The organism is Bradyrhizobium hipponense (assembly GCF_008123965.1).
Lineage (GTDB): Bacteria > Pseudomonadota > Alphaproteobacteria > Rhizobiales > Xanthobacteraceae > Bradyrhizobium > Bradyrhizobium hipponense.
The window spans coordinates 1-26,772 of sequence record NZ_VSTH01000043.1 but is presented as its reverse complement, the minus strand read 5'-3'; the positions used below and the strand labels follow the sequence as shown (position 1 = coordinate 26,772).

The 26,772-nt window shown below is 64.0% G+C and carries 26 protein-coding genes and 1 pseudogene; 16 read left to right on the top strand and 11 right to left on the bottom strand.

Translation table 11 applies throughout. From position 1 onward, the window contains the following. Nucleotides 1-272 precede the first annotated feature (272 nt). The 3 genes from FXV83_RS13220 to FXV83_RS13210 all read left to right on the top strand — a co-directional run bounded on the left by FXV83_RS13220 (nt 273) and on the right by FXV83_RS13210 (nt 4,807). Entirely contained in the window at nt 273-1,895 is a 1,623-nt protein-coding gene (locus FXV83_RS13220; RefSeq protein ID WP_148739615.1) for a helicase HerA-like domain-containing protein, read from the top strand. Between the two features lie 148 nt (nt 1,896-2,043). After that, entirely contained in the window at nt 2,044-3,372 is a 1,329-nt protein-coding gene (locus FXV83_RS13215; RefSeq protein ID WP_148739614.1) for a glycosyltransferase family 87 protein, read from the top strand. A gap of 40 nt (nt 3,373-3,412) precedes the next feature. After that, entirely contained in the window at nt 3,413-4,807 is a 1,395-nt protein-coding gene (locus FXV83_RS13210) for a M20/M25/M40 family metallo-hydrolase (RefSeq protein WP_148739613.1), read from the top strand. Between the two features lie 300 nt (nt 4,808-5,107). On the opposite strand, the gene FXV83_RS13205 is transcribed toward FXV83_RS13210, so the two are convergent. Together FXV83_RS13205 and FXV83_RS13200 are read right to left on the bottom strand one after the other, a co-directional pair. Continuing rightward, on the bottom strand, nt 5,108-5,887 hold the full coding sequence (locus FXV83_RS13205) for a class II aldolase/adducin family protein (RefSeq protein ID WP_148739612.1): 780 nt from the start codon (nt 5,885-5,887) through the stop codon (nt 5,108-5,110). Between the two features lie 183 nt (nt 5,888-6,070). Beyond that, nucleotides 6,071-7,720: a glycosyltransferase family 39 protein gene (locus FXV83_RS13200; RefSeq protein ID WP_148739611.1), complete on the bottom strand. Its 1,650-nt coding sequence runs from the start codon at nt 7,718-7,720 to the stop codon at nt 6,071-6,073. Between the two features lie 312 nt (nt 7,721-8,032). Here FXV83_RS13200 and FXV83_RS13195 point away from each other — a divergent pair, with 312 nt between their 5' ends. After that, complete coding sequence (locus FXV83_RS13195) at nt 8,033-8,890, top strand: DUF308 domain-containing protein (RefSeq protein WP_148739610.1); 858 nt, start codon at nt 8,033-8,035, stop codon at nt 8,888-8,890. A gap of 161 nt (nt 8,891-9,051) precedes the next feature. Further along, nucleotides 9,052-9,468: a Ros/MucR family transcriptional regulator gene (locus FXV83_RS13190; RefSeq protein ID WP_148739609.1), complete on the top strand. Its 417-nt coding sequence runs from the start codon at nt 9,052-9,054 to the stop codon at nt 9,466-9,468. Between the two features lie 148 nt (nt 9,469-9,616). Here FXV83_RS13190 and FXV83_RS13185 read toward each other — a convergent pair whose 3' ends face one another. Beyond that, a complete protein-coding gene (locus FXV83_RS13185; RefSeq protein ID WP_148739608.1) occupies nt 9,617-10,045 on the bottom strand; it encodes a SufE family protein in 429 nt (142 codons plus the stop codon). 67 nt (nt 10,046-10,112) lie between these two features. Continuing rightward, complete coding sequence (locus FXV83_RS13180) at nt 10,113-10,565, bottom strand: DUF5330 domain-containing protein (protein ID WP_148739607.1); 453 nt, start codon at nt 10,563-10,565, stop codon at nt 10,113-10,115. Nucleotides 10,566-10,970: 405 nt separating this feature from the next. On the opposite strand from FXV83_RS13180, the gene FXV83_RS13175 reads away from it, so the two are divergent. From FXV83_RS13175 to FXV83_RS13165, 3 genes are read left to right on the top strand one after another with little or no spacing between them, the layout of a single operon-like run. Next, complete coding sequence (locus FXV83_RS13175) at nt 10,971-12,851, top strand: sensor histidine kinase (RefSeq protein WP_187435866.1); 1,881 nt, start codon at nt 10,971-10,973, stop codon at nt 12,849-12,851. Beyond that, nucleotides 12,844-13,539: a peptidoglycan-binding domain-containing protein gene (locus FXV83_RS13170; protein ID WP_148739605.1), complete on the top strand. Its 696-nt coding sequence runs from the start codon at nt 12,844-12,846 to the stop codon at nt 13,537-13,539. Before FXV83_RS13175 ends, FXV83_RS13170 begins: the two co-directional genes overlap by 8 nt. A gap of 57 nt (nt 13,540-13,596) precedes the next feature. After that, nucleotides 13,597-13,941 carry a DUF1491 family protein gene (locus tag FXV83_RS13165; protein ID WP_148739604.1) on the top strand — a complete coding sequence of 115 codons (345 nt, stop codon included), beginning with the start codon at nt 13,597-13,599 and terminating at the stop codon, nt 13,939-13,941. Nucleotides 13,942-14,149: 208 nt separating this feature from the next. Here the strand turns inward: FXV83_RS13165 and FXV83_RS13160 are convergent, their stop codons facing one another. Further along, nucleotides 14,150-15,130, bottom strand: coding sequence for a DUF2336 domain-containing protein (locus FXV83_RS13160; protein WP_148739603.1), 981 nt, complete (start codon nt 15,128-15,130; stop codon nt 14,150-14,152). Between the two features lie 253 nt (nt 15,131-15,383). Between FXV83_RS13160 and FXV83_RS13155 the strand changes: the two genes are divergently transcribed. The 6 genes from FXV83_RS13155 to FXV83_RS13130 all read left to right on the top strand — a co-directional run bounded on the left by FXV83_RS13155 (nt 15,384) and on the right by FXV83_RS13130 (nt 21,515). Continuing rightward, entirely contained in the window at nt 15,384-15,572 is a 189-nt protein-coding gene (locus FXV83_RS13155) for a hypothetical protein (protein ID WP_148739602.1), read from the top strand. A 15-nt stretch (nt 15,573-15,587) separates the two neighbouring features. Further along, on the top strand, nt 15,588-16,349 hold the full coding sequence (locus FXV83_RS13150) for a hypothetical protein (RefSeq protein ID WP_148739601.1): 762 nt from the start codon (nt 15,588-15,590) through the stop codon (nt 16,347-16,349). Nucleotides 16,350-16,652: 303 nt separating this feature from the next. Next, on the top strand, nt 16,653-20,072 hold the full coding sequence (locus tag FXV83_RS13145; protein WP_148739600.1) for a CHAT domain-containing tetratricopeptide repeat protein: 3,420 nt from the start codon (nt 16,653-16,655) through the stop codon (nt 20,070-20,072). Between the two features lie 110 nt (nt 20,073-20,182). Further along, nucleotides 20,183-20,554 carry a hypothetical protein gene (locus FXV83_RS13140; protein ID WP_235939538.1) on the top strand — a complete coding sequence of 124 codons (372 nt, stop codon included), beginning with the start codon at nt 20,183-20,185 and terminating at the stop codon, nt 20,552-20,554. Between the two features lie 20 nt (nt 20,555-20,574). After that, nucleotides 20,575-20,748 carry a hypothetical protein gene (locus FXV83_RS13135; RefSeq protein WP_235939536.1) on the top strand — a complete coding sequence of 58 codons (174 nt, stop codon included), beginning with the start codon at nt 20,575-20,577 and terminating at the stop codon, nt 20,746-20,748. Between the two features lie 2 nt (nt 20,749-20,750). Next, nucleotides 20,751-21,515, top strand: a complete 765-nt coding sequence (locus FXV83_RS13130) for a hypothetical protein (RefSeq protein ID WP_148739597.1) — start codon at nt 20,751-20,753, stop codon at nt 21,513-21,515. Nucleotides 21,516-21,528: 13 nt separating this feature from the next. Here the strand turns inward: FXV83_RS13130 and FXV83_RS13125 are convergent, their stop codons facing one another. Continuing rightward, nucleotides 21,529-22,374: a LysR family transcriptional regulator gene (locus FXV83_RS13125; protein ID WP_148739596.1), complete on the bottom strand. Its 846-nt coding sequence runs from the start codon at nt 22,372-22,374 to the stop codon at nt 21,529-21,531. 92 nt (nt 22,375-22,466) lie between these two features. On the opposite strand from FXV83_RS13125, the gene FXV83_RS13120 reads away from it, so the two are divergent. Further along, the gene (locus FXV83_RS13120) at nt 22,467-23,294 is read left to right on the top strand and encodes an MBL fold metallo-hydrolase (RefSeq protein ID WP_148739595.1); all 828 of its coding nucleotides are present in this window, start codon (nt 22,467-22,469) and stop codon (nt 23,292-23,294) included. Nucleotides 23,295-23,325: 31 nt separating this feature from the next. On the opposite strand, the gene arsC is transcribed toward FXV83_RS13120, so the two are convergent. From arsC to FXV83_RS13100, 4 genes are read right to left on the bottom strand one after another with little or no spacing between them, the layout of a single operon-like run. Then, on the bottom strand, nt 23,326-23,727 hold the full coding sequence (gene arsC / locus FXV83_RS13115; RefSeq protein WP_148739594.1) for an arsenate reductase (glutaredoxin): 402 nt from the start codon (nt 23,725-23,727) through the stop codon (nt 23,326-23,328). Continuing rightward, complete coding sequence (locus tag FXV83_RS13110) at nt 23,724-24,425, bottom strand: aquaporin (RefSeq protein WP_148739593.1); 702 nt, start codon at nt 24,423-24,425, stop codon at nt 23,724-23,726. The genes arsC and FXV83_RS13110 overlap by 4 nt, the downstream gene beginning before the upstream one ends. Then, nucleotides 24,425-24,952, bottom strand: a complete 528-nt coding sequence (locus FXV83_RS13105; RefSeq protein WP_148739592.1) for an arsenate reductase ArsC — start codon at nt 24,950-24,952, stop codon at nt 24,425-24,427. The genes FXV83_RS13110 and FXV83_RS13105 overlap by 1 nt, the downstream gene beginning before the upstream one ends. Then, on the bottom strand, nt 24,945-25,307 hold the full coding sequence (locus tag FXV83_RS13100; RefSeq protein WP_148739591.1) for an ArsR/SmtB family transcription factor: 363 nt from the start codon (nt 25,305-25,307) through the stop codon (nt 24,945-24,947). Before FXV83_RS13100 ends, FXV83_RS13105 begins: the two co-directional genes overlap by 8 nt. An 85-nt stretch (nt 25,308-25,392) precedes the next feature. On the opposite strand from FXV83_RS13100, the pseudogene FXV83_RS44020 reads away from it, so the two are divergent. Then, nucleotides 25,393-25,580, top strand: a pseudogene (locus FXV83_RS44020) (GDCCVxC domain-containing (seleno)protein); the annotation flags it as partial. Nucleotides 25,581-25,703: 123 nt separating this feature from the next. Here FXV83_RS44020 and FXV83_RS13095 read toward each other — a convergent pair. Further along, complete coding sequence (locus tag FXV83_RS13095; protein WP_148739590.1) at nt 25,704-26,366, bottom strand: SOS response-associated peptidase; 663 nt, start codon at nt 26,364-26,366, stop codon at nt 25,704-25,706. Nucleotides 26,367-26,772: the final 406 nt, after the last annotated feature.

Sequence of the window (26,772 nt, the reverse complement as noted above, 5' to 3'; positions counted from 1 at the left end):
AGCGAGGAACGCACGCGATGCCGCGATTCATCTTCGAACGCGCGGCAAGTGTTGCAGCGTTGCAAGAGCGGAGACGAAATCGGCAACAAAATGCCGCGGTGCGAACCCGTCGTTCCACCTTTCGGCGGATGTCATCCACTCGTTCTCCGACAATGTCGCATCTCCAGGACGCGTTGAACGGTTTCAATCGACAGGCGACATGCGCTAAACTACGGAACTGGAGCACGCGAGTTTCGATAAGCGAAACATCGCAGAGAGATCAGAGAAAATAGATGACGGCACAGGACAGCAAGCTCGGCGATACCGACGACAAGATCTTCGTCGGCAAGGGAGACGAGCAGGCCTGGCTGACGCTGGCGCTCGCCAATCGCCACGGCCTCGTCACCGGCGCAACCGGAACCGGCAAGACGGTATCGCTACAGGTGATGGCGGAAGGATTTGCGCGCGCCGGTGTTCCGGTATTCGCCGCCGATATCAAAGGCGATCTCTCCGGCATCTCCGAGGTCGGCGTGCCCGCGGACTTCATCGTCAAGCGCGCCACCGGGATGGGGCTGACGTTCCAGCCCGACCAGTTCTCGACGGTGTTCTGGGACGTGTTCGGCGAGCAGGGCCACCCGGTGCGGGCGACCGTCACCGAGATGGGGCCGCTGCTGCTCGCGCGCATGCTCGATCTGAACGACGTACAGGAGGGCGTGCTCAACGTTGCCTTCCGCGTCGCCGACGACAATGGTCTCGCATTGATCGACATGAAGGATCTGCGGGCGCTGCTGGACGCCATCGTGCCCGACAGCGGCAAGAAAGGACCGGACGCGGCGGACGATCCGCTTGCCGCCATTCGGAAAGCGGCGCAGGGTTTTGGCAACGTCACCAAGGCCACCGTCGGCACCATCCAGCGCCAGCTCCTGGTGCTGGAGAACCAGGGCGGCACTAAATTCTTCGGCGAGCCGGCGCTGACGCTGAAGGATTTCATGAAGACTGACCGTGACGGCCGCGGCATCGTCAACATCCTCGTCGCCGACAAGCTGATGCAGAGCCCGCGGCTCTACGCGACATTCCTGTTGTGGATGCTGTCGGAGCTGTTCGAGGAGCTGCCCGAGGCCGGCGACCCGCCCAAGCCGAAGCTGGTGTTCTTCTTCGACGAGGCGCATCTGTTGTTCAACGACGCGCCGAAGGCGCTGATGGACAAGATCGAGCAGGTGGTGCGCCTGATCCGCTCCAAGGGCGTCGGCGTTTATTTCGTGACGCAAAACCCGATCGACGTGCCCGACCGCGTGCTCGGGCAATTGGGCAACCGGGTACAGCACGCGCTGCGCGCCTTCACCCCCCGCGACCAGAAGGCAGTCGCCGCCGCAGCCCAGACCTTCCGGCCCAACCCGAAGCTCGACACCACCAAGGTGATCATGGAGCTCGGGAAGGGCGAGGCGCTGGTGTCCTTCCTCGAAGGCAACGGCACGCCAGCGATGGTCGAGCGGGTGATGATCCGGCCGCCATCGGCCCGGATCGGGCCGATCACGCCGGAAGAACGCAAGGCGATCATGGATGCTAGCCCGGTGAAGGGCAAATACGACGCCGCCGTCGATGCAGAATCCGCTTACGAGATCCTGCAGAAGCGCCTCGCCGGCACCGCGGTCACCGCAGACGGTCCGGCAAGCGTAAGCGGCGGCGGCATCCTCGGCCAGATCGGCTCGATCGTCGGCACCATCTTCGGCACCAACGTCAAGCGCGGCCGCTTGTCGGCCGGCCAGGTCATTGCGCGCGACGTGACGCGATCGGTCACCAATCAGGTGATCGGCGGGATGGCAGCCAACCTCGGCAAATCCGTCGGCGGTCAGCTCGGCGGCTCGATCGGCCGTACGCTGGTCCGCGGTGCGCTCGGCGGATTGCTGCGGAGGTAGGCAGCAAGCCCTGTTTGAGGCAATTGGTCCGCAATCCTCGACGGCTTGGAGAGAGCTTGCGTGGTCGATCGGTACAAATTCGGGTGAAGGGGGCTCTCCAAGCGTCCATCGGTCTGCTAGGTCCTAGGTCCCCTGATTGGACCACACAGTGACCCCAACCACGACCTTTGCCAAACCCGGCGCGCTCAGACCCCTGTCGCTGCGCGCGCCGCTCGATCTTCTCTTCCTGTTCTGCTGCATCCTTCTGACCGCTGACGTGCTCGTTCCCGAGATCTTCGGCCACGGCAAGACCAAGGATTATGGACTGTGGTACTGGGCCGGGCAGCAGGTCTTGCAGGGCAAGCCGCTCTATCCCGGCGACATCCGTGAGTACTTCGAGTTCATCTATCCGCCTCCGCCGGCGATCCTGCTGGCGATTCCGAGCTGGTTCGGCAAGCTCCCGCTTTACATCGTCCTGTCGATCCTGAATGCGGTGGCATGGTGGTACACGGGGATGTTCTCCAATGCCATGACCGGATCGGGCCACACGCCCGGCCGCTGGCTGGAGGCGCTGCCGGCTCTGGTCACCGTGACCTTCGTGTTCGACATGTTCGACCTTGGTCAGCCGAACCTCGTGTTGCTGGCGATGATGCTCTACGGCTTCTGGAGCTTGCAGCGTCAACGCCCCTGGCTTGCGGGCTTCGTGTTCGCGCTCGCCACCGCCATCAAGGTGTTTCCGGTCGCGGTTCTGCCCTATCTGGTCTGGCGTCGAAATTGGGCTGCGGTCGTCGGCACGATCGCCTTCACCGGCATTCTGCTCTATGTCGTGCCGGCGCCGATCCGCGGTTTCGAGCGCAACGCGGCCGAACTTGCGACCTGGTATAAGGGCATGATCGGAACGAGCTCGGAAAAGGGCTTTGGCCAGCGCGACGAGCAGAACTGGTCGTGGGTCAACCAGTCCCTCATTGCGGTCACGCACCGTCTGGTGCGGCCGATCAACTACAATCAGGAAGATCCCAACAAGCCGCCGCGCACGATGAATGTCATCGACGTCGATTATGGGACGGCGAACTGGATCGTGCTCGCGGTGTCGGCGTTGCTCGGGCTCGGCTTTGTTGCGGTCATGCCACGGCAAGCGCGGCGTACGGCGCGCTCGGATGCCGAGGAGCTCGGCATCCTGTTCTGCCTGATGACGGTCGCCACGCCCTTGGCGCGGCAATATTACTTCATGTGGCTGTACCTGCCGATCACAGTGCTGATGCATCGCGCCGCATTTGACGAGCGGGCGGAGGTGCGCCTCGGGACCTGGCTAGCCCTCGGCGCCGCCGGCATTCTCATGCTGCTGTCGCTGCCTTGGTTTCCCAATGTGCTCCAGGCTTGGGGCAACAACCTCGTCGCGACGGCCGTTCTCGCCGTCGCACTCGCCTGGCATATCCGGCATCCGCCGGTTGCGACTAGCTCCGACGCGGCGGCAAGGCTAAAACTCCAACCAACTTGAGACCCCGATTTCTTGTGCCTCAAACGACGGGAATACGACCATGACCAACGCCCAGCTGCAATCCGTGCTCGACCACATCGACAAGGACTTTGACAACAGCCTCGAGCGTCTGTTCTCGCTGTTGCGGATCAAGTCGATCTCCGCGGATCCCGCGTTCGTCGCTGATTGCATAGCGGCCGCCGAGCATCTGGCCAAGGACATTGCAAGCTTCGGCGTCGCGACCGAGGTGAGGCCGACGGCCGGCCATCCTGCCGTCGTCGGCAAGACCGCCGCGGGCGGGCGGCCGCATGTGCTGTTCTACGGCCATTACGACGTGCAGCCCGTCGATCCGCTCGATCTCTGGCATCGTCCGCCATTCGAACCTGTTGTCACCGACCACGCCGACGGCCGCAAGATCATCGTCGCGCGCGGCGCCGAGGACGACAAGGGACAGGTGATGACCTTCGTCGAGGCCTGCCGCGCCTGGAAGAAAGTGACGGGCTCGCTGCCGATCGACATCACCTTCCTGATCGAAGGCGAGGAGGAAGTTGGCTCGAAGAATTTCGTGCCGTTCATCGAAGCCAACAAGGACGAGTTCAAGGCCGACTACGTGCTGGTCTGTGACACTGGCATGTGGGACCGCGACACGCCGGCGATCACGACCTCGCTGCGCGGCCTGCTCTACGAAGAGGTAAAGATCACGGCCGCCAATCGCGACCTTCATTCCGGCGTGTTCGGCGGCACGGCGATGAATCCGATCCGGGTACTGACCAAAATTCTCGGCGGACTGTTCGACGACGACAACCGCATCACCATTCCCGGCTTCTATGACGGCGTGAAGGATGCGCCGCCGGACATCCTAGCGCAGTGGAAGAAGCTCGACTTCACGCCGGAGACGTTCCTCAAGCCGATAGGGCTGTCGATCCCGGCCGGCGAGAAGGGCCGCCTGCTGGTCGAGCAGGCCTCCACGCGTCCGACCTGCGACGTCAACGGCATCTGGGGCGGCTATATCGGCGAAGGTTCGAAGACGGTGATCCCGTCGCATGCATCGGCAAAGGTGTCGTTCCGCCTGGTTGAAGGGCAGGATCCCCAGAAGATCCGCAAGGCTTTCCGCGATTACGTGTCGGCGCGCATCCCCGGAGACTGCAAGGTTGAGTTCGGCGACCATTCCGCCGGGCCTGCGATCGCCCTCGACTGGAACATGAAGCCGCTCGCCGCCGCCAAGACGGCGCTGACCGAGGAATGGGGCAAGGAGACCGTGCTGATGGGGTCGGGCGCCTCGATCCCGATCGTCGCCGACTTCAAGCGCACCCTCGGGCTGGACTCGCTGCTGGTCGGCTTTGGGCTGGACGACGACAACATCCACTCGCCGAACGAGAAATACGACCTCCGCAGCTTCCAGAAGGGCATCCGCTCCTGGGCCCGCATCCTCGCCGTGCTGGCGGAGGTGAAGTAGGCGCGGTGCCGTAGGGTGGGCCAAGCGAAGCGTGCCCGCCATTTGCCGAGCGATCTGCAAGATGGTGGGCACGGCGCGCTAAGAGCGCGCCTTTGCCCACCCTACGAAGACTCCTTCCTCGTCATTGCGAGCGCAGCGAAGCAATTCAGATTCTCTCCGCGGAGACAGTCTGGATTGCTTCGTCGCAAGGGCTCCTCGCAATGACGCCCCAAAACAAAAACGCCGCCCGGAATTGGGCGGCGTTTCATTCCAGAACGTGTAGAGGGTGTTGCAGCTACCCTACACAAAATCCCGAAAATTTCAAGACCGGTAGCCCGGAAGTTCGCGGTCCAGCTTGCGCAGCAGCGGCGGCCACACCAGATTGGTCGCGCGCAGCTCGGCGCGGTCGCGGTTGGCGAGCAGCTCGGTATTCTTGTCGATCGCGATATCCTCGACCGGATAGACCGGCGTGCCGAGCGCGCGCGTGCGCACCTGCATCGAGCAGGCGCGCTCGAGGTGATACATGCGCTCGAAGGCGGAGGCGACCGAGCGGCCGACCGTCAGCGTGCCATGGTTGCGCAGAAGCATGTGATTGTGGTCGCCGAGATCCTTCTGGAGCCGGGGCCGCTCGTCATGGTCGAGGGCGATGCCTTCATAGTCGTGATAGGCGAGATCGTGGGTGACGAGCTGCGCAGTCTGGTTCAGCGGCAACAGGCCTTCGGCGCTGCTCGACACCGCGGTTCCATCGAGAGTGTGGAGATGCAGCACGCAGATCGCGTCCTCGCGGACCTCGTGGATCGCCGAATGGATGGTGAAGCCGGCCGGGTTGATGCTGTACTCGCTCTCGGAGAGCTGGTTGCCGTGCAGGTCGACCTTGACCAGGCTCGACGCCGTGATCTCGTCGAACATCAGCCCGTAAGGGTTGATGAGGAAGTGATGTTCGGGACCGGGCACGCGCGCGGAGATGTGGGTGTCGACCAGATCATCCCAGCCGTAGAGCGCGACGAGACGATAGCAGGCAGCCAGATTGATCCGTTGCTGCCACTCGGCCTCCGTCATGTTCGACGGCACTTCTTTCAGGCGCGCTTCCGCTGGCGACATGGCAAATCTCTCCGAACATCGTTGTTGCGGGGAGGGAGCCTAGTCTTGCCGCAGCCTGCCAGCAAGGCGTGGAACGCGCGCGGCAGTTCAGCGTAGCCCGCATGGAGCGGAGCGTAATGCGGGACCGGTCCCCGGATTGCGCTTCGCTCCATCTGGGCTACGGCACTACGGCGAAGAAGAATATTACGGCGCCGGGATCGATAGCAGGCTGGAAATGCTGCGGCCGCGGATGTCGTAGACGCGGGCGAACACGACGTCGTCGCGCTTGATCTCGACCATGACCGGCGCGGTAAGGCCCTTGCAGTAGAACTCGCCGAGCGTCATTGCGAAATCGGCCGCATTGGAATCCCAGCCGATGGTGAAATCGGGCCCCAGCGCGACCTGTGCCGGGCGCTGCGGGCCGCACACGGCGACCTTCCATTTGCGATTGCCCGGCGCGACTTCCTGCCGCTCGATCAGCTGCTCGCGCAGTTCGTCGGAGGCCTGCTTCAGCGCCAGGCCCCAATAGTCCAGCATGAAGCGATCGTCGGCGCCGCGCACGGTGCCGGCGATGTGGTTGAAATGAGTGTACTGATAGGGGTGCAGCCGGATCATCTCGGCGAGCGACAGCGCCAGCCCAAAGCAGAAGGTGGCGAGCACGACCGGCTGCCAGGTGCGGTGGGTGGCGCGCAGGCGCTCCATGACCCAGCCGAAGGCGACGCCGCCGAGCACTGCCATCGGCGGAATCACGAAGACGAAATGGCGGATGCCGTTGTAGAGCGCCGGCCGTTTCACCATCGCGATCGCGAGCGGCAGGGTCGCTGCGAGCGTCAGCATCAGCAGGATGGTCTTGCGGCGCCCCGAGACCTCGGGTCGCGGCAGCAGTGCGAAGGTGCCGACCACGGCGCCGACCATCAGCACCAGCATCACCTCCGGAAGCTGAAGCGCGAACAGCGTCGGCAGATAGGACCAGGGCATGTCGGGCACGGACACGATCGCGCCGTCGAACATCTCCTTCCAGGGCTTTTCGAAAAAGTGCGAGAAGTAGGTCAAAGCCTCGAACGGATTGCCGGGCTCCATGATCGACCAGGGCCAGATCAGCCCCATCACGAGGTAGCCGAGCACGAGGCCGGGCAGCAGGATATAGACGACATGGGCGAAGCGGCGGACCGACTCTCGAAGGCCCTCGGTGCGCAGCTCCTCCAGGAACAGCGGGATGAAGCCGATCATGGCGTAGACCAGCGCGAGCCCGCCGAGGATGCGGCAGCCGATCGACAGACCGGCGCCGAGCCCTACAATCAGGATCGTGCGCGGCGAAGGCTGCGGATATTCCTCGGCGAGCCGGACGAGGCCCAGCATCAGGATGATCATGGCGACCGCGAAGGGCGCATCCTTCGGGTTCATGAACATGTGGCCGTAGAAGATCGGGCAGAGCGCGAGCAGCAGAAGTGAGGCAAGACCCGCAAGGGGACCGCCGACGCGGCGGCCGAGCCGCCATGTCACGGCAAGGCCGATCACGCCGACGACGGCGCCGACCAGACGGCGCGTCTCGAACAGCTCGAGCGGAATGATCTTGTGCAGCAGGGCCGCGACCAGGTCGAAGCCGCCGCCGTACATATAGAGGTTGGCGAAGGAGAGCGCCGCGGTGTCCTTGAAGCCGGAACCGAACATGCGCAGCAGCAGGTCGGCGTATTCGGCGTGGGTGTAGTCGTCCCAGCCGAGCCCGTAGTCACGGAAGGTCAAACCCGCGGTGACGGCGACCGCGGCCAGCACCAGCATGGCGAGATCGTCGCAAGTCCGTTCGATCGAGCGCCGCAGAGGCGTATCGATCGCCGAAGTCGTGATGGATGTCATGGCTATTGGTGACCCGGAAACCCCTCTTGGCCCTGCTGGTGCGCATGGGCCTCAACCCCGGTCTCCCTATAGCGCAGTTCCATTACCAAGTAATTGGGCATTATGGCTAAATTCCTGTGCGACGCAGCAAACCCGGGAAACTCCACAGCACACCATAGCTAGCGGGCCGTAGCTGAAGGGAATGTGAATAAGTCACTGATATCCTTTCCTTTAGGAACGTTGCCCACAATTGGACGTTGGCGAGGAACACAGTATGACGGTATCGTAGCGTAACGGGTGTCGCGTGTGGGTGTGCGGCCGGGGGTGGGTTAGATGATCTTGGCATTGCTGATCGCGGGGATCGTCGCCGTTGTGGCGGGCCTCCTTGCGGTCCTTTTCGGCTACACCGTCAGGGATTTCAGCCTCGGCAGTACCCTCATAATCTCAGGCACGATCGGCGTCTGCTCCGGGATGTTACTGGTCGGCCTTCACGTCGTGGCGCTGGAGCTGAAGGGCATCGCTCGCCGGCTGGCCGGTTCGACGGCGCCATCCGACGTTCGGGTCCGGCCGGTACTGCCCTCGGGGCTCGCGATGCCTGTGCCGGGTGCGACCGAGCCGACGCCTGCTGCGGCGATGCAAGTCGAACCACCGCGGCCATCGACCGCCGCGCCGCCGCCGTGGCAGAGCGAAGCAGCCGCTCGCGAGCGGCCGCGCGGCGAGGTCCCAGCAGAGCCGGAAGCACCTCCGCCGGTGGCCGAAGTACCGCGCCGGCGCAATCTGCTGTTCGCCTCGACCTCGCGCAAGGAGCGCGAGCGCGCGCAGGCGAAAGGGACGGACAGCCTGCCGCCGCAACTGCCTGAAGAGTCCGGGGAGCCTGCTGCGCCGGAGGTCCCGCCTGCGAGCTTCGATGATGCCTGGCCGAAGCAGGACCGTGCCCGGCCATCGGAGCCGGCCGTGGCGCGGCGCCCGCCGCCGCGTACCCCCTCGACCTTCGAGCCCGCTCCGCCTCAGCCCGAACCGGAGCTACCGCCGGCCGAGCAGCCGCAGGTCACCGTGCTGAAATCCGGCGTTGTCGATGGCATGGCCTATTCGCTCTATTCCGACGGCTCGATCGAGGCGCAGATGCCCGAAGGCATGATGCGCTTTGCCTCGATCGACGAGCTGCGCGCGCATCTCGACCAGCGGTCTTGAGCAGCCCGCAGGCCAAGTAAAGCGTCGTCTTCGTACAGCTTCACCAGTCATCGGCTCATATTGGTCAGTCGTCACGGTTCAGCCGAACGTATTGTTGACACGGAATACTTTGGCGTCGTCAATCCGATGCGACAGACGCAAGGCGGAGAAAGGTCGGGTCCATGTCGGATGCCGGGGCTAAGAATTTCATCGAGCTGACGGCGAACATCGTGTCGGCCTACCTCAGCAACAATCCAACGCCGGCCGCCGAGATTTCGAACCTCATCAGCCAGGTGCATGGCGCGCTGGTGCGGGTCTCGTCGGGGCGCACGGAAGCGGCACCGCTCGAGCCGGCGAAACCGGCGGTTTCGCTAAAGAAGTCGATTGCGCCGGACTATCTGGTCTGTCTGGAAGACGGCAAGCGGTTCAAGTCGCTCAAGCGCCATTTGCGCACCCAGTACAACATGACGCCGGAACAATATCGCGAGAAGTGGGGCCTGCCGGCCGACTATCCCATGGTCGCGCCGAACTATGCGGTGGCGCGCTCGCAACTGGCGAAGAAGATGGGACTGGGGCAGCAGCAGCGGAAGCGGAAGTAGTCGGGCTTTGTCATAAGCCGGCGTTCGGCAGATTCGTTGGTGGGCAAAGGCGCTCTTGCGCCGTGCCCACCAGCATTCATTGATGGCGCTCAAAGCGGTGGGCACGCTTCGCTTTGCCCACCCTACGCAGTGCTCACCAGGAGGGTCTTCAGGAGGCCTCGACGAGCGCCTCTTTCGCATCGGCTTTGATGCGCTCGACCATCGAGCGCAGTCCGTTCGAGCGCTGCGGCGTCAGGTGATCGCGAAAGCCGAACTCATCGAACACCGCGAGGGCGTCGGTCGCGAGAATCTCCTGCGGCGTGCGGCCAGAATAGAGCGAGAGTACGATCGCCACCAGCCCGCGCACGATATGGGCGTCACTGTCGCCGCGATATTTCAGGACCGGCGCGCCGCCATCGCGCTCGACATGCCTGGCGAGCCAGACCTGGCTGACGCAGCCTTGCACCTTGTTTGCGGCGCAATGCTCGGCCTCGGGCATCGGTTCCAGTGTGCGGCCGAGCTCGATGACGTACCGGTAGCGGTCGTCCCACTCGTCCAGTAGCTCGAAATTGTCCCTGATTTCGTCGATCGTCGTCATGCTGGCCTGGGTTCCCGTTCAGCCCAATATAGGGATGCAGGCGCGTGAAATCGATAGGGTTTGGGCCCTAATTCGCGCCCTGCGGCCCGCGCCATTCCAGCGCGAGGTCGTCCTGGGTTAGGGTATCGCGCGGCGTCTCGCTCGATGCGGTGTCGCCGTCGCCGGCCAACGCGATTGAGCCGGTGTGGTCGGGCGCCTTCTTGTCGCTCTTATCGCTCTTGTCGTTCTTGTCGTTCTTGTCGTTGGTGATGTGCTCTTTCTTGTCGTTGATGATCTGATAGATCTTGCGCGCGCCGTCCTGCGCACGCTGGCCGATGATGGTCGCGGCCTGACCGCCGACCTCGCAGGCCGCCGGTTGGCGCTTGCAGAACTGGCTGACGTCGGAGACGGCCGCGGTCGCAGCCTGCACCGCATCGGCGGCGCCGATCTGCGGCAGCTTGTCCGATTCGGGCGTCTTGTCCCGCGGCAGGAGCACCAGCACCAGCCCGAGCCAGAATGTGATGCGGAGCAGAAAGCGCATCTTGCGACCTGTATGTTAGATCCCGCTGCGGCGATCCCCGCAGGCGTTCGACCCAGCAATCCTCGATAAATCGCAAGTGATTGCCTTCCGCTTAATTCACGGAAAATTTGCGCAAAATTCCTTGCAATCGGCAGCCTCGTAAATTTTCGGTTGACGCGCCGCCCGTGATCGTCCGCTCGCGCGCGTCTACCAATTCGAAACCATGACGCCGGGCGCGAAACCCTGTGTTCACCATCCCCGATGAAGACCTCGTCGAATTATCTAAAATGGTGCGTGATTGCGCGGGGGTTCGACGGCAGGCCGGACGGCCTTAGCACTCGTTTAAGGTCGCTCTGACACGGTGGCTCAACGATAAGGAGGCGTTCTGGCGCGTCTTCCAGACGATTGAGCCGAAGCGCGAGACCCGTGACAGTTTTGAGTATCATCCGCGATTGTCTCGATGCACTGCTGCATCCCTCCGCGCGTTACGATGCGCTGACGCGGGCGCGTCATCGTGCCTTCATGGCGCCGAGGCTGCTCGGAAGCCTGGCGGCGTTTGCCGCATTTCCGGTCTATCTTGCCATGCGCGGCGCGCCGAGCGCGATCGAGGTTGCCGCCTTCGCCTGGCTGATCGCGCCGATCCTGTTGTCCTGGTTCCTGTCGCGCACCGGCCGCTACGAAGGTGCGCATGTATTGTCGTCGCTGGCGCTCGCGGGCCTGATCATGGCGATCGCGGCCACGACCGGCGGGATCGAATCGTTCGCTGCGATCTGGCTGGTCGTGGTTCCATTGGAAGCCGCGCTGTCGGCCTCGCGCCGCGTCGCGGCCTTCGCCTCGCTGCTTGCGCTGTCCTGTGCGGGGATCCTGATCCTCGTCAGCCAGCTCGGCTGGTTGCCCGGCGACACCAGCGCCGCAGAACGCGGCGTGCTGATGGCGTTCGGCGTCGCGTCGGCGACGCTCTACGCAGCGGGCCTCGCCTTCGGTGCGGAGTCGCTTGCGCGCACCAGCGTTGCGCTGCTGTCGCGCGAAGAAGACCGCTATCGCCTGCTTGCGCGCAATATGAGCGACGTCATTTCGCGGCATCAGCGCAACGGCGCGGTGCAGTTCATCTCGCCTGCGGTCGAGAGCATGCTCGGCTTGCCCGTCGCCCGGCTGCTCGGCCACGGTCTGTTCGACCGCGTCCACGTCGCCGATCGCCCGGCTTATCTCACTGCGCTATCGGACGCTGCGCGCGGCGACGTTCGCAGCGTCGAATTCCGGCTGCGCCAGGAAAAGGCCGCTCCTGAGCGCGGTCAGGTCGACTTTATCTGGGTCGAGATGCGCTGCCGGCCGCTCGAGCTGGATCCGGGTCGCAAGAATCTTGACCGGCAGAATCTTGACCGGAAATTCGTGGGCGAGGTCGACGTCGTCGCCGTGATGCGCGACGTCACCGATCGCAAGCTTGGAGAGCAGGCTCTCGATCAGGCGCGTAGCGCCGCGGAGTCGGCCGACGCCGCCAAGACGCGGTTCCTCGCCACCATGAGCCACGAGCTGCGTACGCCTCTCAATGCCATCATCGGCTTCTCCGAGATGATTGCGCAGGAGCAGACCCTGATGTTAGGGGCGGCTCAGCGCAAGGAATATGCCCAGCTCATCAACGATTCCGGCCAGCATCTGCTGTCCGTCGTGAACGGCATTCTCGACATGTCCAAGATGGAATCGGGCAATTTCGAGATTGCGTCGGAGCCGTTCGCGCCGCGCGCCTCGCTCATGCACTGCTGCAATCTGCTGGCGCTGAAGGCGCGGGAAAACGGCATCGATCTGATCACCGATGCGCCGCAGGATTTGCCGGTGATGACCGGCGATCCGCGCGCCTTCAAGCAGATCGTGCTCAACCTCGTTGCCAACGCCATCAAGTTCACCGAGCGCGGCGGTCAGGTCACCGTTAACGCGGCGGTATCGGGTTCGCAGCTCACGCTGCGCGTCAGCGACACCGGTGTCGGAATCGCGCCGGACGATCTTAAGCGTATCGGCGCCCCGTTCTTTCAGGCCGGCAAGACCTATCAGCGCCGCCACGAAGGCACCGGCCTCGGACTTTCCATCGTGAAGAATCTGGTGGCGTTGCATCTCGGCGAATTGACGGTACAAAGCAGGCTCGGCGAGGGCACTGCCGTCACCGTCAGACTGCCGCTCGTCTACACGCCGCCGGAGGCCAAGACGCCCGACAGGAAGGCGGCCGAAAACAAGATCGCTACGCTGACGCCGGTGCTGCGTCAGGAACAAGACCAACTTCAAGACCAACCTGCTCTGGTGAAGAAAAGTGCCTAAGAAGTCTGCAAAGGATGAAGCTGCTCCGCGCCGCCGTGGCGCCAAGGCTGCGGTCATCGATGTCGAGACTGAGCGCAATCTGGTGATGCGGATCCTGCTGCACAGCCCCAAGGACACGCTGGCCGGGCTCGTCGCCGTCGCGGCCGTCAGCGCGATCGTCGCCAATGCGCTGTTCCTTCAGACCGGCCGGCATCCGGCGCCGATGTTCGGCACCGTGATCAATCTTCCCATGCCGTCGTCCGTTCCGCAGCCGAATCCCTTGCCACGCCCGCGCCCCGTCGGCGCCGATACGTCGCCGCTGGAGCCGAAGGCGACCGAGTTCCGCGTTGAGCCCAAACCTGCCGAAAGAGCGGCCGAGAAGCCCGTCGAGGCCACCGCGTCGACGCCGCGATCCGGCGATCCCATGACCAATCTGGTCAAGGCCACGACATCGCCCTCCGTCGCCGTGGCGCGTCCACCGGCGCCGATCCCCGTGCAGCAAAGCCCCGCTGCGCGGCGCATCTCCGGCGTGCAACGTGCGCTGTCCGAATATGGCTATGGCCAGTTGAAGGTCACGGGCACGATGAGCGGCGAGACCCAGTCCGCGATCCAGAAGTTCGAGCGCGAGCACAAGATGCAGGTCACGGGTCAGGTATCCGATCGCCTGCTGCGCGAGCTCGGGGCTGCAATCGGCCATCCCGTCGAGTAATCGTCATTGGTGCACGGAGGCTGGTGCCGATTGCGGCACTGGCCTATCGTGCGATTCATGCGATTGAAATCAAACATATGGGTCTCGGCTTACTTGCGCCGGTGCCAGAACGAGGGCGTGTTCGGCGCGGTGCGCCGTCGCGGCGCCGAGGAAGCGGGCGCGGTATTCGTCAAGGTCTCGCTGCTCGACGGCCATGCGATGCTGTACGTGCCGGCGCCGCAGACCGCCTATGACGACGGCCGGCCGGTCGATCGTTTCTTCGTGCCGGCCGCGCCGCAGCCGCTTCCGGAGCCTGCCGTCGAAGAGCGGCTGACCAAGGAAGTCCGCTTCGATCCGGATGCCTGGATCGTCGAAACCGAAGACCGCGCGGGACGGCATTTTCTCGAGCTGGCGAAGACCTGATACGGGCGCGATCGTCATTGTTTGCTTCGATGAGGCCGCGGGCTCCCTAAACCTCTCCCGCTTGCGGGGGAGGTCGGCGCGAAGCGCCGGGTGGGGGCTCTCTCCGCATCGGGAGCATCGCCTGTGGCGACACCCTCTCCCCAACCCTCTCCCGCAAGCGGGAGAGGGAGCGCACCGCGTTCTCGGCGATGAAATCAATCCAAGTCTTCTAGCGATCCGACGATCCGTCCGTGCCCGTCCGCACCGCAGGCGCGGAGCCGGGCTGCACGCCCGGCCGCGGCTGGTGCACGCTTGCACGCGCGCGCTGGCGTTCGCTGTCATGCAGCGACGGCTGGTATTTCGCGCGCGTCACGGCCAACGTCGAACCGCGCCAGGCGGCGAGCATGACCAGCGCGGAGCGGTCGCTGAGGCGATCATAGAGCCGCGACAGGCGGTACACGCTGTTCACGGACGTGCCGATCTCCGGCTTGAAGAACAACAGGATGCGCTGGAAGTTGGGGCTCGGCATGTCGAGCGCGCGGGCGGCGACCGCGAGCGCTTCGCCGCCGGAATCGTCGACGATCTCCGTTGCAACACGCGAGGGCAGGATCAGGCTGTCGCCGAGTTCGAGGGTGAAATTCTCGACGTCGCCCGCGATAGCCGCCATCTCCAGGATCTGGATTGCGCGCCTGGCGCGCACCGTCGGAATCCGCGGCGCTGCCTTCAGCGGCGTCTGCTCCAGATTTTGCAGGATCTGGGCGCGCTCGGATGGGCCGGCGCGGAAGAACAGGTCATGGATCTCGGCCGCGTCCTTCGGCTGCATCGCCATGTTCGAGGCCATGCGCCGCTCGGCGTCTGTGGGTGCGCGGAGCGGGGCGGGAGCGGGTGCAGGCGTTGCGGGAATCTCCCGCGCCAGCGGAATCCTGCGGCCCTCCTGCGCAGCCGTCAGCCCCAGCTTCTGCATGATCGGGGCGGGGGCGGATGGGTAGATCGCAAGCCGTGCCTTGACGGCGGCGCGCGTCGCGTCGTCGACCTGGTCGATCAGCCGGGTGGCAAGCTCGACGAACTGGCGTTGCTCGTCCTCGCTGTGGCTGCTCGCATGTACATAGAGGTCGGTCAGCACCCGCAGCAGGGTCGGACGGATGTCGACGCCCTCCCGACGGGAGAGGGTCATCAGCCCGTCGAATCCGGGAAACGGCGACTTGGTCATGGAGGCGTACGCAACTTGAAAGAGACTGTTGCCGCAGCCTATCGCAGCTTCGTTTAAAGCCTCGTTAAGGAAAACGAGACGTGAAACGAGGCGCATCATTTGGGCCGTTGTCGTGCCGCAACGGGACTTCAGGGCGCGCCCGTGCGGTTACGGTCCGAGTGCGCATGTTTACACCCCGTTAACCATGAACTGATCTTAATGAGCCCATGTTGCAGAAGCGCGCTTGGTCGCGCGGCAATTGAAGAGAGCTGACATGGGGACCATCATTGAATTTCCGGCCGGTCGCTGGGTGGGCTCGTCGGGGGACGTCGCTCCGCGCCCCGGAATGGGAACGATCCTGATCCTTCCCGCGATCCGTATCGAGCGCGAGGTGAACGAAACCAGCGGCGACCATGGGCCGGAAGCGGGCACAGCGCCGGGGCGCCGTCGTCGCCGCCGCTAACATCCGGCTATTGCAGTGCCGGAACCCATTCGCCAGATTCGGCCTTTCTTGTCGGCCATCCTGCTCGCGCTGTCAGGCGCGATGTTGGCTGCCTGTAGTGGCGGCGATTTCGGTCGCACCCGCGCCGACATGCGCAGCGACGACATGCATCGTTGGCTGGGGGCCGAGGTCACCGCCAGCGTCGGCCTGAAGCCGTCGCAATTCCAGCTCACCGACGAGGAGCGCCAGCTTCGCGACCTCGCCTATCCCCTGATCGAGCCGCCGCTATCGCGGCCGGCCTGGAAAAGCGTGTTCGGCGACTACAAGGCCTTGCCGTCGCCCTGGCGCCAGAAGGTGGTGTTCGATCGCACCATGTACGGACGCACGTTGATCGACGAGCCGCATCGCTCGCATTCTTCGCGCTATGCGCAGCTGATCGAGGACGTGCGCAACGACATCACCCGCTTCGAGCCGTTCTTCGGCTCAGCGATCCGCGTCATCGATCTCGACAAGAAGCGCAATGCCAGCATGGCGCGGGTCTCCGAACTCTCGCCGAGGGAGAAGGCGGACGCCATCGAGCGCATGCAGGAGAACTCGCTGATCGTGCAGTGGGTGCAGCAGTGCCTGGAGCAGCGCGTCGCGTCCTATCGCTGGGCCCTGGAGCGTCTGGTGATCCAGGCGCCCGACGGCATGGCCGCCGACGCCGATCGCCTGATCGGCGAACTCGCCGCCCAGACCGCCAACCCGCCGGTCGCGGCGCAACCGGTCTACGGCCGCGCGGTCAGCGTTCGCGGCTGATCGCGCCCGTCTGCTATTGCCGCCCCGCCTGCGATAGATGGCATCGGCGCCACCCCAGACGTCGGTCGTCCATTCCGGCCCTCCAGCGCGCACGCATGACCCATGCCTCAGCCCCGCGACCAATCCTGAAACCAGCGCAGTGTGCGTCGACCCAGCGCATGAGCGTTGGCAACCGGTACCTGCCGCAGCCGCTAACTCTCTCGAGCATATTGGGATACCGCACTGATTGGCACTTGTTCTCCCAAGCTATAGGGATAGGATTATTTTGTTGCATCAAGTCATTTTGCCCAAAAGGTTTTCAAGATGAGCTTAGACGCCACAAATCCGTTTGAAACCCATCTGGAATTCACCCTGCCGCGGAAGCTGCTGGCACTTGCCATTCTGCTCGGAACGACCGGTTCAGCTGCCGCCGCCCTGACCAAGGAGGCGGCGCTCGAGAACTGCCGGATGACGGTCGGCAAGCCGATCGTGCAGGCATGCATGCGCGCCGGCGGCGGTCCAGCCGGAGGGGCCAATCTCGAAGCCTGCCGCGCCAAGGCTACCCCTCAGGTCAGGGCCTGCGTGATGGCGGCCCTCAACGCTGCCAATGGCCGGGCCAACGTTGCAGTGGAGCTTCCGAAGGAAGTGGCGCCCAAGCTCGATCCGGCGGCTGCTTTGCCGAAGGGCTTCGTCGCGCCGCCGCGCAGCATCGCCGACATCACGGCGGTCCTCGACGGCGAGAAGCCCGACGAGAAGATGCTCGCAGAGCTGAGGTCGGACGCCGACGACGCGCCCACGGGGAAGGAATCGCGCCAGGACCTCGCGCAATTCTATTTCGATCGCGCCAATGCGCGCGCGCAGCTTGGCCGGCTCGCCGAATCCATCGCCGATGCGGACAAGGCCGTGGAGGTGGGGCGCGGACTCGTCAGCGCGAACATGCTCGGGCGGATGATGCAGCTCCAGTCGCTGCAGCACTCCCTTGCGGGTGATCCGAAGCGTTCGCTCGAGATCATGCAAAGGCTGCTGCGCGAATCGGCCAGCATGCCGGGCGCCAAGGGATTGCAGTTCAATACCAACCGTGGGATCGCGTCCGTTCTCATTCAGATGGGTGACGTGGCGCAGGCCGAAGCGTATCTGCGCCGCAGCCTGACCGCGATTCAGGAAGCGCGCACCAGCGGTCATCCCAATTGGCGGTCGTCCTATGCCAAATTCGGCCAGAGCTGGGAAGGTGAGCTGGAGATTTCTCGTGCCCAGATCTTCGAGGCGCGCGGCCAGTTTGCCGAAGCCGAGGCGGCCTATCGCACCGCGGAGCTGCGCAAGCGGTCGAGCACTAAGGCCGTCCTGGAGGCGGACAACCCGCCGGCGGAAACACTTCTGCTGCAAGTCATCGACGGCATCGTGTTGAATCAAGCCCGCATGAAGGCGAGGCAGGGAAGGCTCGCCGAAGCCGAGGTCGACGCGCGGCGTGCGCTGTTGTCGCGCCTGAAGGACACCGGCAAGTACAATCCCGTCACGCCACGTTTTGTGATAGGGCTGGCGAGCATCCTGGTCGATCAAGGCCGTTACGACGAAGCCGAGAAGCTCGGCCGTGTCGCGCTGGAGATCAACAAGACGGTCGGTGTGCCCGAGGAATCGCAGGCGACCGTGCAATTGTTCTCGCAGCTCGCCGGCATTCTGACGCTTCAGCGCAAGAACGCTGAAGCGGGCGAGATGTTTGCGAGAATCGACAAGGCGATCGCCAAGTGGGAGCCGCAGCGTCGCCAGGCATTCGAGCTGAACCCGTCCCGCATCATGTCGCTCTACGGCGCCGGGCAATTGGACGCAGGCATCGCCGCAGCCGAGCAATTGGTGAAGAAGCAGATTGGCCGCGTCGGCGAGAACCATTTCGATACCGCTTCGGCACGCGGTACGCTGGCGGTCGGTCTGATGCGGGCGCGGCGCGATGCCGACGCGATCCGTGAATTCAAGGCGGCCATCCCGGTGCTGATGGCGAGCGCCAACGAAAATGCGGATGACGAGAATACGAGCGTGGTGGCCGCGCGCAGCCAGCGCCTGCAGGCGATCGTCGAAAGCTATCTGCTGCTGCTCGGGCGTGCCGACGGAGCCGGCGGGATCGGCGAAGAAACCTTTGGTCTGGCCGATGCCGTCCGCGGCCGGTCGGTACAGCAGGCGCTTGCGGCCTCCAGCGCCCGCGCGGCGGCCAAGGATCCGGCACTGGCCGAGCTCGTGCGCAAGGAGCAGGACCTGACCAAGCAGGTCAACGCCCAGCTCGGCACGCTCAACAACGTGCTCGCGCTGGCCTCCGCCGAACGCGACGAGAAGGGCGTTCAGCAGATCCAGGCACAGATCGTGGCCCTGCGCCAAGAGCGCGACAAGGCGCGCCAGGAGATCAAGCACAAGTTTCCAACCTACGCGGATCTCGTCTCGCCGAAGCCGCCGAGCGTCGCCGAGATCCGCGCGACTCTCGGCGACAACGAGGCGATGTTGTCCTTCTATTTCGGTCAGAGCGGCAGCTTCGTCTGGGCCGTGCCGAAGTCGGGACCGGTGGCATTCGCCGCGGTCAAGGCGAAGATCGGCGACATCGAGACCAAGATTCGCAAGCTGCGCGAGGCGCTGGAGCCGCAGGCCGCGATGATCTCCGATATTCCGCCGTTCGACCTCAAGCTCGGCTACGAATTGTACGAGCTGTTGCTGAGGCCGGTCGAGAGCGGATGGAAGCCGGCCAAGAACCTCATTGTCGTGACCAACGGCGCACTCGGCCTGTTGCCGCTGTCCTTGCTGCCGACGGCACCGGCGGAGGTGGCCGAGGACGAGGATCCACTGTTCATCGGCTATCGCAACGTTCCATGGCTGGCGCGAACCCATGCCGTGTCGACGGTCCCGTCGGCGGCGGCCCTGCGCACGCTGCGCCAACTGCCGCCGGGCAAGCCCGGCCGCGGCGATCTCGTGGCGTTCGGCGATCCCTACTTTAACAGCGATCAGCAGGCCGAGGCGGAAGCCGTTGAGGCCAAGGTCCAGGTCGCCGACGCAAGCGCAAGCGTGATGCGCGGCGGGCCGCTGAAGCGGCGCAACAGTCCGAAGCTGGAAGGTGTGGACAGTGCCGAGCTCGGTCTGCTGCCCCGCCTTCCCGACACCGCGGATGAGTTGAAGTCGATCGCGCTGGCTCTGCAGGCGGATCCCTCGAAAGTGTTGTTTCTCGGCAAGAGCGCGACCGAGAGCGCCGTCAAGACCATGAATCTTTCCGGATTCAAGATCCTGGCCTTTGCCACCCACGGTCTCGTCCCCGGCGAACTGAATGGATTGACGCAGCCGGCGCTTGCCTTGTCATCCCCGGCGGTGACCGGAGAGAGCGGCGACGGCCTCCTGACCATGGAGGAGATTCTGAGTCTCAAGCTCGATGCCGATTGGGTGATCCTGTCGGCCTGCAACACCGGTGCAGGTGCTGGTGCTGGTGCCGAGGCGGCATCGGGGCTTGGCCGCGCGTTCTTCTACGCCGGAACGCGCGCGTTGCTGGTCACGAACTGGTCGGTGCATTCGCAATCGGCGCGGCAATTGGTGACCGACCTGTTCAAGCGCCAGGCGGATGATCCGATGCTGTCGCGGAGCCAAGCGTTGCGCGAGGCGATGATGGCCCTTGTCGACGGCCCTGGTTACCTGGGCAGCGAAGGCAAGACCGAGTTTGCCTATGCGCATCCGCTGTTCTGGGCGCCGTACACCATCATCGGCGATGGCGGCGTACGTTGATTGCAGGTGAGGGCAGGTGAGGAATGGGTGAATTCATAATGAAGCGTCACATTCTGCTTGGGTTTATTGCTGCAGGTCTGCTGTTTTCGGGCGCATCGCGGGCGACGCCGTTGATCACGGAGGAGGAGGCCAAATTGCCGCCGCCAAAGGGCGCGGTTGCGGCGGACCGGCGCGGCATCATGCGCGGCCCAAAGGTGGAGTTTGTCTCGCCGGGTGACTCCGTCAGCTCGCCCATGCGGCTGGTATTGAAGTTCGAGTCGTATGGCGGGGCAAAGATTGATCCGGACTCGGTCAAGGTGCTGTTTCTTCGCACGCCGAATGTCGATCTCACTCCGCGGGTGAAGCCGTTTGTCCAGTCCGACGGCATCAACATGCAGGACGCGGAGTTGCCGCCCGGCGAATACACGGTTCGGGTCGATATCAAAGATAGCGACGGCCGGCCGGGCACGGCCATCTTCACCCTGAAGGTCGCGCCCAAGTGATGTGTCCGTATTGCCAATCCGTGAATGCGGATGGTGCGCTGGTCTGCGCGTCCTGCGCGCGCGACATCGCCGTCCCCGTGACGCTGATCGCGGAGCGCGACGATCTCCTGCGCAAGCGCGATGAGCTGCGTGACGAGCTGAAGCGGGCCAGAAGCGAGATCGAGGCCATCATGCTGCGCCGGAAGTCGCACTGACGATGGAATGTCCGTTCTGCGCCGAGACGATCAAGGACGAAGCCATCGCGTGCAAGCACTGTTCGCGCGATTTAAGGGTCGTGCGGCCGACGCTGGTCGAGATCGACGGCATTGTTGCCGAGCTGGATAGACTGAGGCGTGATCTTGACCGGGCCAATGCCCGGCTGGAGCGATACAGGAACCCGCTGCGATATTTTGCAACTCATGCGGTTCTATATGTCGTCATTCCGTCGATCCTGCTGACGCTCGCGCATGTCCTCGTGACCATCACTTTCAACCTCTCCCCGATCCCGCTGCGGATTGCCTCGATTGCCGTGCCCCTGCTGTTCGGGTTCGTCGCCTATCCCCTGCACAGGGTTTCGGCGACCGGCGCGTTCCTGCTGGCGTTCCTGGCTGCGAGCGTCAGCATCCTGGCGATGCTGACGGTCACCGGGATCCACGATCGTGTCCCGATTCTGCCGACGGTGTGGGTTGAATGGCGCGAAGTGTTTGAATACGGATCGAGCATCCTGCTCGCCTTTGTCTCCGGAAACATTTTGGGCGTCCTGATCTTCCAGGTGCTGCCGCGTGTGCTTGCGCAGGGAGGCAAGCCGAACGCGTTTGCCTTCAGGATGGCGCGCTTGCTTGGACAGCATGTCGGCGAAGAGCAATTACGTCGCCGGGCGCGTTTGATCCAGGATCTCATGCAGACAGTGGGCCCGCTGGCCGGCATCGCCGCGACGGCCGTCGGCTCGATCTACGCCGGCTTGAAGGGCTTGCTGGGATAGCTGCTCGGGCCGTTCAGCGTCGGCGCTCGTTCCCATTGGACTTGCGCCGCTGCTTCTGCAGTTGTGCGACAAAATCCCTCAGCGCGTCCGCCAGCGGGGCCGACGCGCGATAGGCAAGCCCGACCTCGCGCCTGACCTTGGCCTCGATCTCGCGAACCGTGACGTCCGGATTGCCCTTCGCCACGCCTTCCGGAACGATGGCGATGCCGACGCCGGCGGCGACCAGCGCCATGGCCCAGTCTTCCGATTGCGCGATTGCCGCGGGCTGGCGGCGTTGCGCGGTGCGTCCGAAGAATTCGCTTCTCTCGCAATGACAGCGGTCGATCAAGGGAACGTCGGCGAGATCGGCGGCGCGGAGCTTGTCCTTTAGCGTGAGGGGGTGCGACGGCGGCAGGGCGGCGACATAGCGCTCGCTCCAGAGTGCGACGAAATGCTCATCGGTGCGCAGCATGCTCTTCGAGATGATCCGTGCATCGGCGCGCTCGTCGCTGCCGACGAGGCGAAGCGCGATGTCCGCGCGCGCCGTCAGCGGCTTCAGCAGCGCGATTGTCCGTGGAACGTCGAGCGTACGCATCAAGCCCAGCGTCAGCGTGGTCTTCGTGCTCGGCTTCCGGAACATGCCGCGCGCGGCATCGGCCTCGTCGATGATGCGGCGGGCGAGGGCGTGAAACTGCTCGGCCGAGGCGGTGGGCGCGACGCCCTTCTTGTGCCGGATGAACAGGGTCGTGCCGAGCTCGGCCTCCAGATTGGTGATCGCGGTGGAAATCGAGGGTTGCGATACGAAACATGCGCGCGCAGCCGCGGTGAGATTGCGCGCACGGTAGACGGCGGCGAAGTAGCGAAGCTCGCGGATATCCATAGGAACGTCCTAGAGATAACATCAGTATTCAATATTTTACCTATGGATCGGCCGATGGCAAGAAGCCCCGCGACAACTGCGAGGGTTCTTTCATGAAAATCCATCATCTCAACACCGGCACGATGTGCCCGATGGGGCGTCGCCTGGTGAACGGCACCGGCGGCCTGTTCCAGCGCGCGCGCATGGTCTGCCACTGCCTGTTGATCGAAACCGGTGAGGGGCTTGCGCTGGTCGATACCGGCATCGGCCTTGGCGATATCGCAGCGCCCGACCGGTTGGGACGGCGTTGGCTGAGGCAGACCGCGTCGAAGCTCGATCCATCCGAAACGGCGGTGCAGCAGGTGACGGCGCTCGGCTATTCGCCCGCCGACGTGCGCCACGTGCTGCTGACGCATCTCGACCGCGATCACGCCGGCGGTGTGCCCGACTTCCCCCATGCCGCTGTCCATGTGCATCGCGCCGAATACGACATGGCGGTGCTGCGCAAGCCGGCACCGCCCCAAGGCCGCTATGTCACGGAGCAATGGCAGCACGGACCGGGCTGGAAATTCTACGACGAGGCCGGCGAAGACTGGTTCGGCTTCAAGGGCGTGCGCGCACTCGGGGACAAGGAGGCGGACGTCCTGATGATCCCGCTTGCCGGGCACACGCTCGGCCATTGCGGCATCGCGGTGCGCTCAAACGACGGATGGCTGCTGCATGCCGGCGACAGCTATTTTCATCACGGCCAGATCGAGGCATCGCCGCGCATGCCGCTGGTGCTCGGCTATTTCCAGCGCCGCGCCGACATGGACCGGAAGGCGCGGATCGCTAATCAGGAACGGCTGCGCGCGCTGAAGCTCGGCCACGGCGACCGCGTGACGATCTTCAACAGCCATGATCCCGTCGACTACGAGAACTGCCGGTGCGGGGTGCATTAGTTTGAAAGACCAATGCACGGACGACGCGAGTCTATCGAGCTTCGATCACCTCGCCGTCCTCCTTCACGAACCGCCCGACGGGATTGCTCAGGAGATCGATGACGGCCTCGGAAGGCCGGCACAAACGCGTGCCCTTTGGCGTCACCACAATCGGACGGTTGATCAGAATCGGATGCGCCATCATGGCGTCGAGAAGCTCGTCGTCGGTCCATTTGGGGTCTTCGAGCCCGAGCTCCTTGTACGGTGTCCCCTTCTCGCGCAACAGCTCGCGGACCGTGATTCCCATCGCCGCGACCAGTTGCTTGAGCGTTTCGCGCGTCGGCGGCGTCTTGAGGTATTCGATGACAACAGGCTCGACGCCGCTCTGCCGGATCATGGCGAGCGTGTTGCGCGAGGTTCCGCAAGCCGGATTGTGGTAGATCGTGACCGTCATGTTTGTGTCTCCGCGATTGGGACGGGGCCGCGCGCCCGCGGACGTCCAAGCAGCCAAGTCATCAACAGCATGCCGGCCAGCGCTCCGCAGAGCTCCGCGACGATGAAGCCGGGCAGGTCACCGGGGCGAATACCTGCAAAGGTGTTCGTCAGCGACCTTGCGATTGCGACGGCGGGATTGGCAAACGAGGTCGACGCCGTAAACCAGTAGGCCGCTGTGATGTAAAGGCCGACCAGCCAGGGGACGGCCGTTCTTTGAAAGCGGATGCCGGCCAGGATCGTCGCAACCAGCCCGAAGGCAGCGACTGCCTCGGCAAACCATTGTGGTCCTCCGGTCCGAACCTTCGTCGAAAAGTCGAGCAGCGGCAGTCCGAACATCAGGTGCGCAGCCATCGTTCCCGCAATGCCGCCGGCGATCTGCGCGATCACGTAAAGCGCGGCCTCGTTCACCGGCAGCTCGCGCTTGCCGGTGAAGACCAGCGTGACCGCCGGATTGAAATGCGCACCCGAGATCGGACCGAGCACGGTGATCAGCACGACCAGAATGGCTCCGGTCGGCAGGGTATTGCAGAGCAGCGCAAGCGCGACGTCCCTGGTCAGCGTTTCCGCCATGATGCCGGAGCCGACAACGGTGGCGACCAGAATGCCCGTGCCGAGCGCCTCGGCCGCCAGGCGTCGCGAAAGGTCGAACGTGTCCATCAGCCGGCCTTCGGCGTTGAACGTGTTGCGCCCTCGGAGCGGCCAATCTCGCGCAGCTTGGTACCAAGCGAGAGTTTATCGATACTCCTCAGCGGGAGGTTCACAAAAGTATCGATCCGATTCTTCAGGTAGCGGAATGCAGTGACGAACGCCGCCTGTTTTTCCAGATCGGTGCCTTCGGCGGCGGCAGGGTCCTCGATACCCCAGTGCGCGGTCATCGGCTGTCCCGGCCAGATCGGGCAGGCCTCACCGGCGGCATTGTCACAAACGGTGAAGACGAAATCCATTACCGGCGCATTGGGAGCCGCGAACTCGAGCCAGCTCTTCGAGCGCATCCCGTCAACCGGGTAGTCCATGCTCTCGAGCGTGCGCAGCGCCAGCGGGTGTACTGCGCCTTTCGGAGTACTGCCGGCGGAGAGGGCCTGATAGCGGCCGGCGCCGTCCTTCCGCAGGATCGACTCGGCGAGGATCGAGCGGGCCGAATTGCCCGTACACAGAAACAGGACATTGTAGATATGGTCAGGCACGGCTTCGCTCCTTTCGTTTCGGCGAGCAGCAGGCTTGCAGGCTTTCGACGACTGGCTCGCAAACGTCCGGCCGGCCGCCGCAGCAATCCCGAAGCAGGAACACCGCAACGTCCCGGAATTCGGCGAGGTTGGCGCGATAGACGATCGAGCGGCTGTGCCGCTCCGAGGTCACCAGGCGTGCGCGCGTTAAGATCGACAGATGCGCCGAAAGGGTGTTCGGCGGGACTTCCAGCTGGCGTGCGAGGTCGCCGGCCGCGAGGCCTTCGGGCTCGTGTCTCACCAGCGTCCGGAAAGCTTCCAGACGGGTCGGCTGAGACAGGGCCGCGAGGGCGAGGACAGCTTCTTCTGTTTCCATATATCCAGATTCATGGAAATAACCGGGTACGTCAATCGAAATTTCGAAGTGGCCAAGTTTGCCCTGGATTTAATACGATACTCATATGCAAACCCACTCGATTATTACGTGCCCGGTCTGTCATCACGCTTCGGCCGAAACCATGCGACTGACGCCTGTCAGTTCTTTTACGATTGCAAAGCGTGCGGCACTCGCCTCAAGACCAAGAGCGGCGATTGCTGCGTCTACTGCTCATACGGATCGATCCCTTGTCCGCCGATCCTCGATGCACGCCGACGGGCAACCCCTTTCTGGGCTAACAAAGACCACGTTGCGACACCCAGCGTGCTAAGCGCAATGATCACAGTCCCAATTGGCGCGATCCTTGCGAGTTCTTCCAGTGTCAAGACTACCCCTCTATGCCGCCGCGCGATCTTCTTTATCCGCCCCGCGCATTACAATCTTGAGCGCATCATCGGGCAATGGCCGCTGCAAGGCCTTAGCTTCATCCCACGGCGCTCGCATCCAAACGTCGCGCTCTTCATCGGTGGTCAGGACCACCGGCATGGCCTTGGGATGGATCGGTGCGACCACGGCGTTCGGCTCGGTCGTCAGGAACCCATACACGAGGTGTGGACCGGGGATCGGTTTCGACTTGGTGCCCCGGTCGCCTTTGAACTCGGTCCAGATGCCTCCGAACGCGAACAGCGGTCGGTCATCGTTGAGCGCAAACCAGACAACGTCCTTTTTGCCGGTCGCCGGATTCGGCTCCGGTGCGTACTCGGCAAAGCTGTTCGCCGCGACCAAGCAGCGGTTCTCTGGCTTGAGCCAGCCGCGCCAGTGCGGCGATGACGTGTTGCGGATATTGGTGACCGGCGGCCCGCCTGTGCGCGGTGGCGGCGGCATGCCCCAGCGCATCAGCACCATCTCGGTTCCGGCGTCAGTGTTTCGGATGACCGGAGCCGGATAGTCCGGAAACACGCCGGGCATAGGTGGCAGGTTGCCGACATAGCGATTGACTACGCGAAATAGCGCGCGGATCGCCTCTTGGTTGGTGGTGACTGAATAGAGATTGCACATCGGCCTTACGGGACTTGGTCTTTCCTACTGCCACCGATGCTGTGAGGCCTGTTCAAAAAGAAGTGGCGGTTACCGAGAGCCGCCTCAGCATATTGGTCGATCGCAACAATGATCGCTTGCACATGTTGATAGCACCTCACGGGTCGCCCTGATCCGAACCTCTGCCAACGCCTTTATCCACGGCGAATGGTCGTCCGTGTCGTCGTAGTATTGGGGACGCTCGGTCACCATGACCGGCCACCCAAGACACGGCCCTTGACCGGCGGCTGCTCTTTCTTGAGTTGGTCCCGCTCGGCGCACACATCGTCAATCTTGTTGAGCATGCGGTACAGCAGAGCCTCCGCCGATGCGGTCGGAAATTCCGGCCCGTTGAAGCTGCCGGATTTCGTCCTCCGTGAAGAATTCC

Bases quoted from the DNA above. Each gene is read 5' to 3' on its own strand.
- FXV83_RS13120 (WP_148739595.1), top strand. From the start codon at position 22,467: ATGAAAATCCATCATCTCAACACCGGCACGATGTGCCCGATGGGGCGT.
- arsC (WP_148739594.1), bottom strand. From the start codon at position 23,727: ATGACGGTCACGATCTACCACAATCCGGCTTGCGGAACCTCGCGCAAC.
- FXV83_RS13180 (WP_148739607.1), bottom strand. From the start codon at position 10,565: ATGCGCTTTCTGCTCCGCATCACATTCTGGCTCGGGCTGGTGCTGGTG.
- FXV83_RS13200 (WP_148739611.1), bottom strand. From the start codon at position 7,720: ATGACATCCATCACGACTTCGGCGATCGATACGCCTCTGCGGCGCTCG.
- FXV83_RS13095 (WP_148739590.1), bottom strand. From the start codon at position 26,366: ATGTGCAATCTCTATTCAGTCACCACCAACCAAGAGGCGATCCGCGCG.
- FXV83_RS13155 (WP_148739602.1), top strand. From the start codon at position 15,384: ATGGGGACCATCATTGAATTTCCGGCCGGTCGCTGGGTGGGCTCGTCG.
- FXV83_RS13110 (WP_148739593.1), bottom strand. From the start codon at position 24,425: ATGGACACGTTCGACCTTTCGCGACGCCTGGCGGCCGAGGCGCTCGGC.
- FXV83_RS13130 (WP_148739597.1), top strand. From the start codon at position 20,751: ATGGAATGTCCGTTCTGCGCCGAGACGATCAAGGACGAAGCCATCGCG.
- FXV83_RS13125 (WP_148739596.1), bottom strand. From the start codon at position 22,374: ATGGATATCCGCGAGCTTCGCTACTTCGCCGCCGTCTACCGTGCGCGC.
- FXV83_RS13100 (WP_148739591.1), bottom strand. From the start codon at position 25,307: ATGGAAACAGAAGAAGCTGTCCTCGCCCTCGCGGCCCTGTCTCAGCCG.
- FXV83_RS13160 (WP_148739603.1), bottom strand. From the start codon at position 15,130: ATGACCAAGTCGCCGTTTCCCGGATTCGACGGGCTGATGACCCTCTCC.
- FXV83_RS13190 (WP_148739609.1), top strand. From the start codon at position 9,052: ATGTCGGATGCCGGGGCTAAGAATTTCATCGAGCTGACGGCGAACATC.
- FXV83_RS13185 (WP_148739608.1), bottom strand. From the start codon at position 10,045: ATGACGACGATCGACGAAATCAGGGACAATTTCGAGCTACTGGACGAG.
- FXV83_RS13210 (WP_148739613.1), top strand. From the start codon at position 3,413: ATGACCAACGCCCAGCTGCAATCCGTGCTCGACCACATCGACAAGGAC.
- FXV83_RS13220 (WP_148739615.1), top strand. From the start codon at position 273: ATGACGGCACAGGACAGCAAGCTCGGCGATACCGACGACAAGATCTTC.
- FXV83_RS13145 (WP_148739600.1), top strand. From the start codon at position 16,653: ATGAGCTTAGACGCCACAAATCCGTTTGAAACCCATCTGGAATTCACC.
- FXV83_RS13165 (WP_148739604.1), top strand. From the start codon at position 13,597: ATGCGATTGAAATCAAACATATGGGTCTCGGCTTACTTGCGCCGGTGC.
- FXV83_RS13195 (WP_148739610.1), top strand. From the start codon at position 8,033: ATGATCTTGGCATTGCTGATCGCGGGGATCGTCGCCGTTGTGGCGGGC.
- FXV83_RS13205 (WP_148739612.1), bottom strand. From the start codon at position 5,887: ATGTCGCCAGCGGAAGCGCGCCTGAAAGAAGTGCCGTCGAACATGACG.